Annotated in this window: 10 protein-coding genes; 3 read left to right on the top strand and 7 right to left on the bottom strand. The window is 61.4% G+C overall.

Annotated features, from left to right (window positions below):
- The first annotated feature begins 20 nt into the window (after positions 1 to 20).
- Complete coding sequence (locus Thiofri_RS20180) at positions 21 to 2,843, top strand: PAS domain-containing protein (RefSeq protein ID WP_009147936.1); 2,823 nt, start codon at positions 21 to 23, stop codon at positions 2,841 to 2,843.
- A 108-nt stretch (positions 2,844 to 2,951) separates the two neighbouring features.
- Here the strand turns inward: Thiofri_RS20180 and Thiofri_RS20175 are convergent, their stop codons facing one another.
- The 6 genes from Thiofri_RS20175 to murJ form a co-directional block, all read right to left on the bottom strand.
- Entirely contained in the window at positions 2,952 to 3,983 is a 1,032-nt protein-coding gene (locus Thiofri_RS20175; RefSeq protein WP_009147935.1) for a succinylglutamate desuccinylase/aspartoacylase family protein, read from the bottom strand.
- Positions 3,984 to 4,051: 68 nt separating this feature from the next.
- Entirely contained in the window at positions 4,052 to 4,957 is a 906-nt protein-coding gene (gene rimK, locus Thiofri_RS20170) for a 30S ribosomal protein S6--L-glutamate ligase (protein WP_009147934.1), read from the bottom strand.
- A 197-nt stretch (positions 4,958 to 5,154) separates the two neighbouring features.
- Positions 5,155 to 5,640 carry a signal peptidase II gene (gene lspA / locus Thiofri_RS20165; RefSeq protein ID WP_040856171.1) on the bottom strand — a complete coding sequence of 162 codons (486 nt, stop codon included), beginning with the start codon at positions 5,638 to 5,640 and terminating at the stop codon, positions 5,155 to 5,157.
- An 11-nt stretch (positions 5,641 to 5,651) separates the two neighbouring features.
- Positions 5,652 to 8,486: an isoleucine--tRNA ligase gene (gene ileS, locus Thiofri_RS20160; RefSeq protein ID WP_051023897.1), complete on the bottom strand. Its 2,835-nt coding sequence runs from the start codon at positions 8,484 to 8,486 to the stop codon at positions 5,652 to 5,654.
- A 114-nt stretch (positions 8,487 to 8,600) separates the two neighbouring features.
- The gene (ribF, locus tag Thiofri_RS20155; protein WP_009147931.1) at positions 8,601 to 9,527 is read right to left on the bottom strand and encodes a bifunctional riboflavin kinase/FAD synthetase; all 927 of its coding nucleotides are present in this window, start codon (positions 9,525 to 9,527) and stop codon (positions 8,601 to 8,603) included.
- 346 nt (positions 9,528 to 9,873) lie between these two features.
- On the bottom strand, positions 9,874 to 11,439 hold the full coding sequence (gene murJ / locus Thiofri_RS20150; RefSeq protein ID WP_009147930.1) for a murein biosynthesis integral membrane protein MurJ: 1,566 nt from the start codon (positions 11,437 to 11,439) through the stop codon (positions 9,874 to 9,876).
- A 128-nt stretch (positions 11,440 to 11,567) separates the two neighbouring features.
- Between murJ and rpsT the strand changes: the two genes are divergently transcribed.
- Positions 11,568 to 11,834 carry a 30S ribosomal protein S20 gene (gene rpsT, locus Thiofri_RS20145; protein WP_009147929.1) on the top strand — a complete coding sequence of 89 codons (267 nt, stop codon included), beginning with the start codon at positions 11,568 to 11,570 and terminating at the stop codon, positions 11,832 to 11,834.
- Between the two features lie 402 nt (positions 11,835 to 12,236).
- A complete protein-coding gene (locus Thiofri_RS20140; protein WP_143741851.1) occupies positions 12,237 to 13,121 on the top strand; it encodes an IS1634 family transposase in 885 nt (294 codons plus the stop codon).
- A 390-nt stretch (positions 13,122 to 13,511) separates the two neighbouring features.
- Here the strand turns inward: Thiofri_RS20140 and Thiofri_RS20135 are convergent, their stop codons facing one another.
- Positions 13,512 to 14,471, bottom strand: coding sequence for a hypothetical protein (locus tag Thiofri_RS20135; protein WP_009147928.1), 960 nt, complete (start codon positions 14,469 to 14,471; stop codon positions 13,512 to 13,514).
- Between the last annotated feature and the right edge of the window lie 7 nt (positions 14,472 to 14,478).

Genomic DNA, 14,478 nt, shown 5'->3' with positions numbered 1-14,478 from the left:
CCTGCCCAGCCTCGACTCGCATGCTGTCTCCCTTGGCATTCCTGCTGACTGGTGTGCTGCTCGGTGCCCTGCCGGTCAGCCTGCTCTGGCTGCGTGCGCGCTGGCTCCAACGCAATCCTGTGTCTGCCTCGGAGCCGGTGAATGCGGCTCGGTGGTCGTGCCGGTTGCCTGATCATTTCGCGGAGTCCGTCATCGTGCTCGATGGCGAAGGTGTTCTGCGCTTCGCTACGCCCTCTTTGTATAAACTGCTTGGGGTGGAAACGCCAGCGCTGCTTGGGCGCAATATGCTCGACTTTGTGCATCCGCAAGAGCACGGCGAAATCATCGAGGTACTGCAATGGCTCGATGGCGATGCTGAGTGTGAAGAAAATGTGACGCTCGATACCCTGGGCGTGCGCTCGCGTCTTTACTCCGAGCAGCGCTTGTCCACCCGGGCTGGCTGGTGCTGGTTTGGCTGGTCTTATACCCGCTTACCCGCCGGAGACGGGGCCGATGCCGCCATCATCGGGGTGGGGCGCGATATCAGTGCCCGCAGGCGGGTCGAGCAAGAGCTGCGTCAGGTCGAGTCTATTCTAGCCGCCGTCGGTGACCCCGTGTCCTTTGTTGATACGGATTATATTTACCGCTATGTGAATGCCGTCTACGAGAGAGTTTTCGGCAAGCCCCGCAGCATGATTGTGGGGCACCATGTCGCGGATATGCTTGGCGAGGGTGTTTTCAGTGCGCGGGTTAAACCTCAGTTGGACCGCTGCTTTGACGGAGAAATCGTCTCCTACGATGCCTGGTTCGAGCTGCAGCCCGGTGCGCAGTCTTTTATGTCGGTCACGTACCGACCCTGTCGAGAAAACGCGGGCCGGGTGATTGGCGCGGCTGTCATCGGGCGGGACAATTCGGCGCTCCGGCGCGCGCGCGATCAGACCGGGCTTGCTCTCGGCAAATTCCGAATTCTGTTCGAGCATTTTCCCCTGGGCATTCTGGTCGTCGATGCCGCAGGTTTCATCACCGAGGCCAATCCGGTTGCGCATCGCTTGCTCGATAGTGCTTTCGGTCGCTACCAGGGGCGTCATATCGAAGAGAGCTATTGGCGACTCGTCGACGCGAACCAACAGCCTTTTCCCATTGAGCACTCGGCAACCGTGCGCGCGTTTCGCGAGCGACGGGTGGTAACGGACGAAGTTGTCGGTTGTCCGCGTTCCGATGGCAGTGTGCTATGGCTCAATGCCACGGCCGCGCCGCTGCCGGGAAGCGACCAGGGTGTGGTGGTCGTGCTTGAGGACATTAGCATGCGTATTGCTGCCGAGGCAGCCCAGCGCGCGCTGGTGGCTATGCGCGAGAGCGAGCGGCGATTTCGTATTATGGCCGATGGCGTCCCCTTGATCCTGTGGGTGGCAGATCAGCAGGGTCGACTGGAGTTTGTCAATGGCGTCTTCCGGCAGTTTTTCGGCTTGGGTAGCCAGGCATCCGAACAGCTTCGAGACCTGTGGCCACAGCTACTTCACCGTGAAGATCTGCCGGCTTTTCAGCAACGGCTTGCGGAGTCGGCACAGCCTCCGTGCGCTTTTGAGATGGCCTGTCGGGTACGCCGGGGCGATGGCGCGTGGCGCTGGATGCAAGTCTCGGCGGCGCCCCATCACAGCAGCACTGGCGAGGTGCTGGGCCTGGTGGGGGCGATGCAGGACATCAACGCGCGTCGCCGTGCCGAGGCGCAAGTGCGCAAATCGCGCGATCAGCTTCGGGCACGCGCCGAGCAGCTCGCCCGTCTGACTTTGCAGCTGACTCTGTCTGAGCAGCAGGAGCGGTTACGCATCAGTCGGCTGTTGCACGACCACTTGCAACAGGACATGGTCGCAGTCAAGTTCCAACTCGCCAAGCTTGCCAGCAACCCGCGCGTGGCTGGAGAAGATGGCCTGGCTCAGGCGAAGGCCCTGATCGATCAAGCGATTGCCACTGGCCGCACGCTCAATGCCGACCTCAACCCCCCGTTGTTGCACCAGGGCAGTTTTGGCAACGCCTTGGCTTGGCTGGCACAGGGGTTTGGTGAGCGGCACGGACTAGAGGTTTGCATGCAAGTCGAGCATGACGTCTGGTTTGAGCGCGAGGAGTTGCGCATTCTGCTGTTTGAGTCGGTCAGGGAGCTCCTGCTAAACGTCGTCAAGCACGCAGAGACTCGTGACGCACTTTTGGTATTGGATGTTGAGCACAATGAGCAGGTGCTGGTACGGGTCGAGGACTCGGGGCGCGGGTTCACGCCGGATAGCGGCGCGACCGATCAGAACATGGGGTTGGGTCTGGTGGCCATTCGCGAGCGCATCACCCTGCTTGGCGGGACCTTGGCTGTTCATAGTGGGGAGGGCGTGGCCGGCACCAGCATCGTTCTCAGGGTGCCTCTTAGCGAGGGCAGCAAGAACAAAACCGCTGGCAACCAGTTCGTCGTTAGCGGCGCCGGCACGCACGGGCAGCAGCCGGTGTTGGAGCGCAGGCGAACCATTCGGATCGTGCTGGTGGATGATCATGTGATGGTGCGCCAGGCACTGGCGAGTCTGATCAACGATGAACCGGACATGCGCGTGGTGGGTGAGGCATCCGATGGCTTCGAGGCGATTGAGATGGTGAACCGCAAGCAGCCTGACGTGGTAGTGATGGATGTTTCCATGCCTGAGCTAAACGGCGCTGAGGCAACGCGGGTGATACGCGCGCGCTGGAGTCAGGTGCGGGTGATTGGTCTGTCGGTGCAAGAAGATCAGAGCTGGGTCGAAGAGATGCTCGATGCTGGAGCAGAATACGCTCTGAGCAAGGCTGATGTGAGTGAAGCGCTGCTCGACTGTTTGCGCGAGATTGCCTGAAACCTATCCTGAGGTTGCTGGAAGCGGTTTGCGCTTCTTCTGTTACTTGGTATTTTCAGTGTTGTCTGCAAAATGCAGACAGGATCAAATCCGAGCGCTTGGTTTCTGTCAGTTGGAATCCACAAAGAGATCATCGGGCGGGTCAAGCAGACTTTGCAATTGCTCAACAGACTCGGCTGCCGCAGCAGTCTGCTCAAAGCGCGCGATATGAAACAGCGCCTCCCCCTCGGTGACCAGCGGCAGATTGGTGCGTCCGATGATAATCCCGCCGGTGGGTGCTGGCACCGGTGTGTCGAAGTCGCCAAAGGGATCAGCAATGGTCGCCAGATGAGCGCCCTTGACCACCCGTGACCCGAGCGGCTTGATCTGCCGTAGCACGCCGCTCTGCCCGGCGCGCGCCCACTGGGTGGAGCGGGCGATGGCCGGTGTTGGCGTTGCGGACCGGCGCCCGCGCAGCATGCCGAGATATCGCATCACCGCCAGAATGCCGCGCAGGCCGGCACGGATGGCCAGTTCGTTAAAGCGCAGCGCCTCGCCGCCTTCGTAGACCATCACCGGCACGCCGAGCGCGGCCGATTCGGCGCGCAACGAGCCATCGCGCACCTCGGCATTGATCATCACCGGCGCGCCAAAGGCGCTGGCCAGCTCGAGCATGCCAAAGTCGTCGAGCGCAGCGCGAATCTGCGGCAGATTCTCCCGATGCGCAGCTCCCGTGTGCAAATCAATGCCAAGATCGCTGTCGCGCACCACCTCCTGCATCAGGGTGGCGGCCAGGCGTGCGGCCAGCGAGCCGCTTTCGGAGCCTGGAAAGCTGCGGTTAAGATCGCGCCGGTCAGGTAAATAGCGCGATAGCCGCACAAAGCCATAGGCATTGACCACGGGCACCGCCAGCAGGGTGCCGCGCAGATGGCGCAGGATAGAGGTCGCAAGCAGGCGGCGGATGATCTCAAGCCCGTTGATCTCATCGCCATGGATGGCGGCGGTGACAAACAAACGTGGCCCGGCCAGCCGGCCATGGATGACATGTACCGGCAGAACCACCCGGTTCTGGGTGAACAGACTCGGCAGCGGGATGTCGACCCGGGTGCGGCGGCCGGGGAGAATCTGCTGCTCGGCGATCTGGAGTGGGGTTTGATTCAAAGGCCTTGAGCAGCTCTCTGGATGGCGGGTGGGGCAGGGGGCTTAAGCGAATGTGCTTGGGATATGGCTTAGCCCTTGCCGCGGGTGCGCGTCTTGCCGGCAATGGCGTCCTTGACCAGAAAGTCGATGATCATGCCGGCAATGTCTTTGGTGGTGGCCGCCTCAATGCCTTCGAGTCCAGGTGAGGAGTTGACTTCCATAACCAGTGGGCCGTGATTGGAGCGCAGGATATCCACCCCGGCAACATTCAGCCCCAGGACGCGCGCGGCGCGTACCGCAGTCGAGCGTTCCTCCGGCGTGATGCGGATAAGGTTTGCGGTGCCACCGCGGTGCAGATTGGAGCGGAACTCGCCCTCCTTGCCCTGGCGTTTCATGGCCGCGACCACCTTGTCGCCGATCACGAAGCAGCGGATGTCAGTTCCGCGCGATTCCTTGATGTATTCCTGCACCAGAATATTGACCTGCAGTCCCATGAAGGCTTCGATCACGCTTTCGGCAGCCTGCGCGGTTTCGGCCAGTACCACACCGATGCCCTGGGTGCCTTCCAGCAGTTTGATGACCAGCGGTGCGCCGCCGACCATTTTGATCAGATCCTGAACATCGTCAGGTGCATGCGCAAAGCCGGTGACCGGCAGCCCGATCCCCTTGCGCGACAGCAACTGAAGCGAGCGCAGTTTGTCGCGCGAGCGCGTGATAGCGACGGATTCGTTCAGCGGATAGACATTCATCATCTCAAACTGTCGCAGCACGGCGGTGCCGTAGAAGGTCACCGAGGCGCCGATGCGCGGAATGACCGCATCGAAACCCGTCAGGGACTCGCCCTTGTAGTGGATGGACGGGGCATGGGAGGTGATATTCATGTAGCAGCGCAGCACGTCGACGACCCGGGCCTCGTGACCGCGCTCGCGGGCGGCCTCTAGGATGCGTCGGGTCGAATAGAGGCTGGCGTTGCGGGAGAGAATGGCAATTTTCATTACGATGAACCTGAGCTTTTCAGTGATGATCCGGAATCACATCGGGCCGAGCCGCGACCAGCCGTTCGCTTCCCAGATGGGAGGTGCTTTAGCCGCCAATGCCGGTTAGATGTGGGCCGAGTTCAGATGCCGGGGGAGCATGGTTGCAAGGATGGTCGCGGTCGAAGCTGTTTGCGCCGATTTTGTCGCTTCCGGCTTCAAGTGTTTTTCCCCGCCCGCAGGGTCTCGATCAGCAGCAGTGCGACGCCAAGGGTGATGGCGCTATCGGCAAGGTTAAACGCCGGCCAGTGCCAGTCACCATAATAGACATCGATGAAATCCACCACCCTGCCGGTGCGTACCCGGTCGATCAGGTTGCCAATAGCACCGCCAATTAGCAGCGTTAGCGCCGCAGCAGTCAGGCGCTCGCGGGCGTCGAGGCGCAGCAGCCAGATGATCAGCCCGATGGTGACCAGCAGCGCAAAGCCCGCGAACAGCCAGCGCTGCCAGCCACCGGCATCGGCTAGCAGGCTGAAGGCTGCGCCCTCGTTGTGCATCAGGGTGAGGTTTAACATCGGCATGAGCGCGACCGGCTCGTGCAGCGGCAGTAGACGCTCAGCCAGCCATTTGCTGAGCTGGTCGAGTGCGATGACTGTGACCGACAGCCATAACCAGTGCGCCCGGCTCGGGGTGAATGCGGACATGTTGTCACTCATTAGGCAAAGCGCCGGGTCTCGCCGGCGCCGGTGATGTTCTCAACACAGCGCCCACACAGATGCGGATGCTCGGTATGGGTGCCCAGGTCGGCGCGATGATGCCAGCAGCGCACGCATTTTGGGTGCGGGCTTGGGCGCACCTGCACTTTCAGTCCCTCTGCGGCGTCGGTCGCGTCCGCCGGAGCCTGCTCAAGCCCGTGCACAGAGACCCCTGATGTGATGAAGATAAAGCGCAACTCCTCGCCTAGGCGGTTCAGAATCCCCGCCAACTCGGGTTTGCAATAAAGCGCGATCTCGGCATCCAGGGCGGCGCCGATCAGCGCGGATTTGCGCGCGTCTTCCAGCGCTTTACCAACGGCGGCGCGGCACTCGAGTATCTGATTCCAGGCCGCAGTATCGAGCGGGTCGCTGGCATCGAGCGCGAACAGGCCGTCGAACCAGGAGGCGGCGAAGACGCTCGATGGCGGCTCAGCACCGGGCTCCCGATCTGGTTGGCGACCGGGAATGTGCTGCCAGATCTCATCGGCGGTGAAGCTCAAGATGGGTGCCAGCCAGCGACTCATGGCCTCAATGATCAGGTACATGGCGCTCTGGCAGGAGCGACGGGCCAGGCTGTCGGCCGGCGTGGTGTACTGGCGATCCTTGATGACATCCAGATAAAAGCCGCCCATGTCGACCACGCAGAAGTTGTGCAGGCGGTGGTAGATCAAGTGAAATTGATAGTCCTGGTAGGCGCTGAGGATCTCCTGCTGCAACTCATGCGCGCGGGCCACCGCCCAACGGTCGAGCGCGATCATTTCACCCGGGGCAACCAGATGCTGTTCGGGGTCGAAGCCGTTGAGATTAGCCAGCAGAAAGCGCGCGGTGTTGCGGATGCGCCGGTAGGCATCGGCGGTGCGCTTGAGGATTTCCTCCGACACACTCATCTCGCCGCGATAGTCGGTCGCCGCTACCCACAGACGGATGATGTCGGCGCCGAGCGTTTTGACCACCTGCTGGGGACTGACCACATTGCCGAGGGACTTCGACATCTTGCGTCCCTGCTGATCGACGGTGAAACCATGGGTCAGCACGGTTTTGTAGGGCGCCCTGCTCTCATCAGGCCCGTGCATGGCGACGGATGTCAGCAACGAGGACTGGAACCAGCCGCGATGTTGGTCGGAGCCCTCCAGGTACAGATCGGCCGGGACGCTTAAGCCCGTGCGCTGCTCAAGCACGCAGGCGTGGGTGACGCCCGAGTCGAACCAGACATCCAGGGTGTCCGTCACCTTCACGTAGTCGGCTGCTTCAGCTTCCGGCAGCAGGTCGCTCACTTGCAGCTCGAACCAGGCATTGATGCCGCCTTGTTCGATGCGCCGGGCAACCTCTTCGATCAGTTCCGGGGTGCGCGGGTGGCGCTCGCCGCTGTGCTTGTGGATCAGCAGCGTGATGGGGACGCCCCAGGTTCGCTGACGGGAAATGCACCAGTCCGGCCGGTTGGCCACCATGCCCTGAATGCGCGACTGCCCCCAGTCGGGCAGCCAGCGCACGGTGTCGATGGCCTCCAGCGCGGCATTTCTGAGTCCGCGTTGCTCCATGCCGATGAACCACTGCGGGGTGGCGCGGAAGATTACCGGGGTCTTATGTCGCCAGCAATGCGGATAGCTGTGGTTGAAACGTGACGCGCGCAGCAGGGCGCCCCGGGCTTTGAGGATTTCTACTACCTGCTCGTTGGCATCAAACACATTTTCGCCCGCCAACAGCGGGGTGCCGGGGACGAAGCGGCCATCACCGCCGACCGGGTTGTCGACGCGCAATTTGTAGCGGTTGCCGACCAGATAGTCCTCCAGGCCATGACCGGGGGCAGTATGCACGGCACCGGTGCCGGCATCGAGGGTGACATGCTCGCCGAGGATGATCGGAATCTCGCGGTCATAGAAGGGATGTGCCAGTTTCATCCCCTCGAACGCATGGCCGGGGCCATAGGCAATCACCCGATAATGCGCGATATTCCATCGATCCATGGTGTCCTTGATCAGCCCCTCAGCGATCAGCAGGCGCTCCTTCCCGCCATGGCCATTGCCCGGGCCATCCTCCACTTGCACCAGGGCGTATTCCAGCTCGGGATTGAGTGCCACGGCCTGATTGGCTGGGAGTGTCCAAGGCGTGGTGGTCCAGATGACCACCGACATGGGCCCCTCGCCATGGCCATCGGGCACCGCATGGCAGCGTGCGAACAGGGCGTCGTCTTCCTGCACCGGAAAGCGCACATCGATGGCGATGGATTCTTTCTCGGCATATTCCACCTCGGCCTCGGCTAGGGCCGAGCCGCAATCGATGCACCAGTGCACAGGCTTGGCGCCCTTGTGCAGATGCCCGGCGTCGATGATGCGCCCGAGCGAGCGCACGATTTCGGCCTCAAAGGCTGGGGCCATGGTCAGGTAAGGATTGGCCCAGTCGCCCAGTACGCCCAAGCGTTTGAAGTCCTCGCGCTGGCCATCGACCTGTTTGCCCGCATACTCGCGGCAGGCGTCGCGAAACTGCGTGGCCGAGATACGCAGCCCTGGCTTGCCCTTTTTCTTCTCGACCTGCAACTCGATCGGCAGCCCGTGACAGTCCCAGCCCGGCACATAGGGCGCGTCCAGCCCGTCGAGCGTGCGCGACTTGACGATGATGTCCTTGAGAATCTTGTTCACCGCATGGCCGATGTGAATGGCACCATTTGCATAGGGCGGGCCATCGTGCAGGATGAACTGCTCCGCGCCGGCGCGCGCGGCGCGAATCTGGCCGTAGACGTCTTCCTGCTCCCAGCGCTTGAGCATCTCCGGCTCGCGCTGAGCCAGGTTGCCCTTCATCGGAAAGCCGGTGCTGGGAAGGTTCAGGGTGGCTTTGTAGTCGTTCTCGGCTTGGGTCACGGGATGCTGTCCTTGATCGTTATGTTCGATGTGTCGCGGCGAACAAAGTCGCCTTTACTGCACGAAAACCGCTCTGGCCGCTGCGCTGTCGCGAGTGATTTGTTCGCGCAGTGCTGCGAGGGATGAAAATTTTTGTTCAGGGCGCAGCCAGGTGCGAAATTCTACCCGCAGATGCGCACCGTAGATGTCTTGCGCGAAGTCGAACAGATGGACTTCTAGCCGCACGACAGTGCCGGCTACCGTGGGGCGAATACCAACATTGGCGACACCGGGCAGCGCGCCTTGAGCCAGGCCATGCACCAACACCGCATAGACCCCGCTGAGCGGCGTGGCGTGTCGGTGCAGGTGGATATTGGCTGTCGGAAATCCGAGCTCGCGCCCGCGTCTTTCGCCATGGGCAACCCGTCCATGCAGACAATAGGGCCGCCCCAACAGTCGACGGGCCAGTGTTAGCTCGCCTGCCGCCAGGGCCGCGCGCACTCTAGTGCTGCTGATGCGCTCGTCACCATCGCGCACCGTTGCCAGATTGGCAACCTCGAATCCATTCCTTTGGCCGCAATCGCACAGCAGTTGATAGTCACCCGCGCGCTGGTGGCCAAAGCGAAAATCGTCCCCCACCAGCAGATAACGCACCCCAAGCCCAGCAACCAGCAGGCGCGAGACAAAGACTTCCGGATCGAGACTTGCCAAGGAATGATCAAAACGCAGCACCATCAGCTGCTCGATGCCATCCTCGGCCATGACCCGCGCCTTCTCGCGCAGTCGGGTCAGGCGCGCCGGTGCCTGCTTGGGCGCGAAAAACTCCATCGGCTGCGGCTCGAAGGTAATGACAGTCGCTGGCACCTGATGGATGCGCGCAAGATCGATCAGCCGCCGGAAAACTGCCCGATGGCCCAAATGCACGCCGTCGAAGTTACCGATGGTCGCGACACAGCCCCGGTCAGAGGCACGCAGATTATAAAGGCCACGAATTAGGCGCATGGAGTGAGTGAAATGTGGAAGCTGTCGCTGTGGGGCCGGTTAGGTGCAGGCTCTGTCGTCATCAGGGCTCTGCTTGTCGAGATGTCCAGGTATGGCTCCGACCAAGCAGCGTCCTCGAATGTCGGCCATTACTCGGGTGCAACACCGAGGCAGGCTTTGGTAATCGTCTGGGTAAACGCGGCATTTTAACGGAAAACAAGGCCAAAGACGCGGACTGTCTCGTGTGGTTTCGCGAGACTGCACGGTTAATGGGGCAGGAGAGTCGATGCTGTTTGATCTTGTCCGTCTGGTGGCGTTGCCTGATTGAACGGTCTGCAAGCCTTTGGCGGCGGATCGAGCGAGTCGCTCAATGTTGCCGCTTGGGGCGGATATGCCGCGCCCTGAATCCCAGCATCAGAAGCATGAGCGGATAGACGATGGCGCCGGTGAGGACGAGGGCGATGAGCGGTAACAGGCCTTTGGCGAATCCCGGTTCTGTCGGGAGTGGCAGCTTTGCTGACATCCATGCAATCAGCAGCATCATGACAGCTGTGCCGAGGGTCGTGCGCAGCAGGAGTGCCGACCAGCCGGGCTGGAGCTTGGCGTGATCGGCGCGCAGCATGGCTCGCAGCAGCAGACCGGCACCGAGGGCGCTCGCGAGCGATGTGGCAAGTGCGAGTCCGACGTGCCCAAATGGCACCATGAGCAGAAGGCTCAGCAGCAGGTTGGCAGCCATGCTGATCAGACCGATTCGCAGTGGTGTTTTCAGGTCATTGCGGCTGAAAAAGCCAGGGGCTACAACCTTGTAGGCCATGAAAAAAGGCAGGCCTAACGCGTAGGCCATGAGTGCCCGCTGGGCCTGGTGGATGTCTTGGGCTCCGAAGTGGTCAGACCTGAACAGGATTGCAATGATTGGCTCGGCGAGCACCAGCAGTCCGGCAGCAGCAGGCAAGCCGAGGAGCAGAGTCCAGCGCAGTGCCCAGTCGAGTGTGACGTTGAAGTCGTCGCGATGTCCGCTCGCATGGGTCCGTGCGAGTCGCGGCAGAATCGCCGTGCCTAGGGCGGCGCCAAGAATGCCGAGCGGAAAATCCATCAGTCGTTCGGCGTAATAAAGCCAGGAGATGCTGCCGGCAATCAGAAAGGATGCCAGCAGAGTGTCGAGCAGCAGGTTGATTTGCGTGACTGACATGCCAATCAGCGTCGGCCCCATGGCGGCCAGCAGACGGGTCAGTTCCGGGCTGTGCCAGTTGATGCTTGGGGTGACCAGCAGCCCGAGGCGCGCTAGCGCAGCGACTTGCAGGGCGAGTTGCGCCACACCGCCAAACAGGACACCCCAGGCGAGGGCAAAAACGGGTTGTTCAAGTCGAGGCGCGAGCAGCAAGGCGCAGCCAATGAGTGAAAGATTGAGCAGCGCGGGGGTCAGAGCTGGGATGGCGAAGTGCTCGTAGGAGTTGAGCACCGCGCCGGCCAGTGCCGTGAGCCCGATAAACAACAGATAGGGCAGCGTCAGGCGCAAGAGCGCAGTCGTTAATTGCAGTTGTTGTGTTTCGGCGCTAAAGCCGGGCGCCAGCAGCCAGACCAGCAAGGGCGCTGCGAGCAGGCCGAGGCCGGTGATCAGCAGCAGCAGGGCTGTCAGCGAGCCGGTGAATTCGCTGATCAGCTTGCGTGTGGAGTCTTGGTCTTGGAGGTGCTGGCCGCCCGCGTGGGTCAGGGCGGGGATCAGAGTGGCGGCAAAGGCGCCCTCGGCAAAGAGTCGCCGCATCAGATTGGGAATCCGGAAAGCGACAAAAAACGCATCAGTCGCCTGACTGGCTCCGAACAGGCGCGCAATCAGCAAATCACGCGCGAATCCGAGCAGACGGGAGATCAGCGTGCCGCCGCCAACGCGAGCAACGGAACCTGCGAGCGATGCGGAGGGCTCGGCTTGGGACATGGAGTACTTTGTTGATTTTTTGAACTGTGGATTGACAGAGCGGGAACATCACATTAGCATTGATCAGCTAACCAGACCGAGAAGATTTCAACCTTCCCATTCCACCCGACTTTTGCGAGAGGATTCCTTTGGCTAATTCCGCCCAAGCCCGCAAGCGCGCTCGCCAGGCCGAGACACATCGCCAGCGCAACGCCGCGCAGCGCAGCCATTTTCGCACCGCACTGAAAAAGGTTCTCAAAGCCATTGGTGCCGGTGACAGGGAGGCTGCTACCGCTGCCTATCAGTCCGCCGTACCCGTGATTGATCGGGCCGCCAATAAAGGACTGATTCATTGTAACAAGGCCGCTCGGCACAAAAGCCGGCTGAACGCGCGCCTGCGTGCCATGGCATCCTGAGCCTGAGCGACCGCTGCGCGGCCAGACCCAAGCCGCACATCCAGGTCGTTTGGGTATTAAAAAGCCGATGCGAGTTTTCTCTCGCATCGGCTTTTTGCGCTTTTGCTTGCCAGTCAGAGGTTGCACACCCTTAGCGAAAAATCCTAGGGACCCAGCTTCTGCCGGAGTGGTTGGGGCGACGCGCGCTAGCTATTTGTCGCTGCGCTGTTCGGCTTTTGGCTGGCTTTGGGGCTGGGTTTGACCTTGGGGTTGGCGTTGGCCGGCGCGGTCGGCGATGGCGGTTTTTAGCGCGTCCGGGCGGTTGTCGATCCAGTTCTCTGCCGGGACCAGTTTCTGCCGATCCCAGTACGGTCAGCACCCAGATTGATCTTCTCCCTCTTTTGGATCAAGGAGCAATTTGGCGTGACCGAGGTCGTCTTCATCGGTGATCGTGGCATGCTCAAGGCGAAGGGCAAAGCCGTGCTGAGCGCCGATGGCTGGCGCTACATCAGCGCCCTGACCAAGCCGCAGGTCCGCGCCTTGCTCACCCAAGGCGTGTTGCAGCCTGATCTGTTCGATGAGGAGATCGGCGAAGTACTCCAGGATGGCAAACGTCTGATCACCCGATGCAATCCCTCCATACAACGGCGCATGCGCGCGCGTCGGGCCGATAAGCTCAATCAACTCGAGCATCTGATTGCCGAGCGTAATGCCTTTGTCAGCCAATCGACCCGCGCCGATCCAACCGCAGGGTTGCGCCAACTCGAGCACTGGGTCAAGCGCTACAAGCTCCATGGCTTTGTGAGCTTGGCGCTGGAGGGGGATCAAATCTGCTGCACCATCGATCAGGATCACTTGGCCGAGGTCGCCCTGTTGGATGGTTGCTATGTTTTGGAAACCACCGTACCGGCACCTGTCATGGATCGCCATGCGGTCGATGCGCGCTATCGCGACCTGCAACAGGTCGAGCGCAATTTCAAAACCATGAAAACGGATTTTCTCGAGATCCGCCCGGTCTTTCTGCGCAATGGCCAGCGCACCAAAGCCCATGTCTTCGTGGCCATGCTGGCGCTAAAGATCACCCGCCTGTTTCAATCTCTCTTACATCAGGCCTATGGCACCACGGATGATGACCCGCATGCCATCACGCCCGAGGATGCCTTAGAGGCCCTCAGTCGCTTGACGTATTTGATCTATGACGTCAAAGGCAGCCGTTACGCGCGTCTCGTGCAACCCGATGAGGAGCAATGCAAACTCCTCGACGCACTCGGCCTGCGCTTTCCCCGCCAAACCGCCAAAGCACTCTAGCTCCACAGCTACTTCAGTACTGTAGGCAGTAAGTCCTTCCGCTGCCTAGGCCGCTTTCTGCTTTTCTATCGGGTGCTTAGTTGATAATTCGAGGGCGTACACGACGGAGGATCCGTCCGAAGCCGAGAGCGCATGGTGCCTCGGTGCGTTTTGGGCCAGGTAACGGTCTCGGGAGACGCCGTGAATACATCCCTGGAGGCTTCCCAGCGGCATCTATACCGCTGAAGCCCCCGCGCCCAACACCCAGCCCAAAACACGCAATTCACGTCTGGCAGATGAGACTAGTACACTCCTGTTCAGCGGAGCATCAATTGTGTCAGGCGGAATGATTGCTGGCGGGCCACTGGGCATTTGATGCGCTCGCTGATTCGGTGCCAAGAAGTTCGCTGTTTAGACTGATCGGCAATTTGGATTCCGACCTGTAGGACCGGCCAGTGGATCTGAAACTGCGCAGTGCGATTGTCCGCCCTTGCTGCGGGAACGCATGAGGCTGGCAAGCAGAAAGAAACCCAGGTCACCAAACAGGGTCACAACGCGCGCGAGTAGCACGGCCGCTAACAGGTCAGGCGGCAGCAGGTCAGGCGGCAACTGTTCGCTAAAGAGAAATAACAGGGCGGCCTCCCGGACGCCGACTCCGGCTGGTGCCCCGGGCGTGAGCAGACCCACCAGCCAGGCGAGCACATAGCCGCCAATTATTATCGGCCACCAGATGGGCGCGGGAGGGTGCGGTGCGATGTTTAGCAACAGGAGCAGGAAGATTGCGCCGGATCCGCTCAGAAACAGGGCATAACGAACGACAGCGCGGGCAATTTCGCGGCCGGCCAAGTGCCGGGCAAGCGTGGCGAACAACCACATTATGCCGGCAAAGGTGGCGACGGCGCTGCTGACGACGTGCAGTAATATGGGGCCGGCGAGTAACGGTGTGGTCAGCAGGCCGAAAACCAACCCGGTGGCGACCAGCAGGGCAAGCTCCCAAATAGCAGAACGGCCGAGTGCCCAGCCGGGCAGCCCGGCGGCCATGCCCAACGCCTGGCGGGTGCCAAGGTGGAAGATATTGCCTGGAAGGTATTTGGCAAGCTGGGAGCGACCGAAGATGCTAGTAGTGAGCCGCCAGCCGGGATGCAGACCCTCGCGGGCTAGCAGGCAGCGCCAGGCGCCGGCCAGCCACAGGTTGGCGGCGGTGTGGAGGGCGCTCAGGGTGGCAAGAGTGAGGAGCGCGCGGGCACCAATATGGGCGAGTTTTAGGGCGGCACCCTGCTCAAGCAGCCGCGTCAGAACAAAGCCGATGGCGGCAATGGCAATCGCGCTGCCAGCCCAGTTGAGGGCCTGTCTTGCTGCAGCTGGCTGCATGGGGCTG

Origin of the sequence: Thiorhodovibrio frisius, from assembly GCF_033954835.1 — a bacterium.
Classification (GTDB): Bacteria; Pseudomonadota; Gammaproteobacteria; order Chromatiales; family Chromatiaceae; genus Thiorhodovibrio; species Thiorhodovibrio frisius.
This window is presented reverse-complemented; position numbering and strand designations above follow the sequence as displayed.

Coding starts and splice junctions, on each gene's coding strand:
- Thiofri_RS20180 (WP_009147936.1), top strand. CDS start 21: ATGCTGTCTCCCTTGGCATTCCTGCTGACTGGTGTGCTGCTCGGTGCC.
- rimK (WP_009147934.1), bottom strand. CDS start 4,957: ATGAAAATTGCCATTCTCTCCCGCAACGCCAGCCTCTATTCGACCCGA.
- lspA (WP_040856171.1), bottom strand. CDS start 5,640: ATGTCCGCATTCACCCCGAGCCGGGCGCACTGGTTATGGCTGTCGGTC.
- ileS (WP_051023897.1), bottom strand. CDS start 8,486: ATGAAGGGCAACCTGGCTCAGCGCGAGCCGGAGATGCTCAAGCGCTGG.
- ribF (WP_009147931.1), bottom strand. CDS start 9,527: ATGCGCCTAATTCGTGGCCTTTATAATCTGCGTGCCTCTGACCGGGGC.
- murJ (WP_009147930.1), bottom strand. CDS start 11,439: ATGTCCCAAGCCGAGCCCTCCGCATCGCTCGCAGGTTCCGTTGCTCGC.
- Thiofri_RS20135 (WP_009147928.1), bottom strand. CDS start 14,471: ATGCAGCCAGCTGCAGCAAGACAGGCCCTCAACTGGGCTGGCAGCGCG.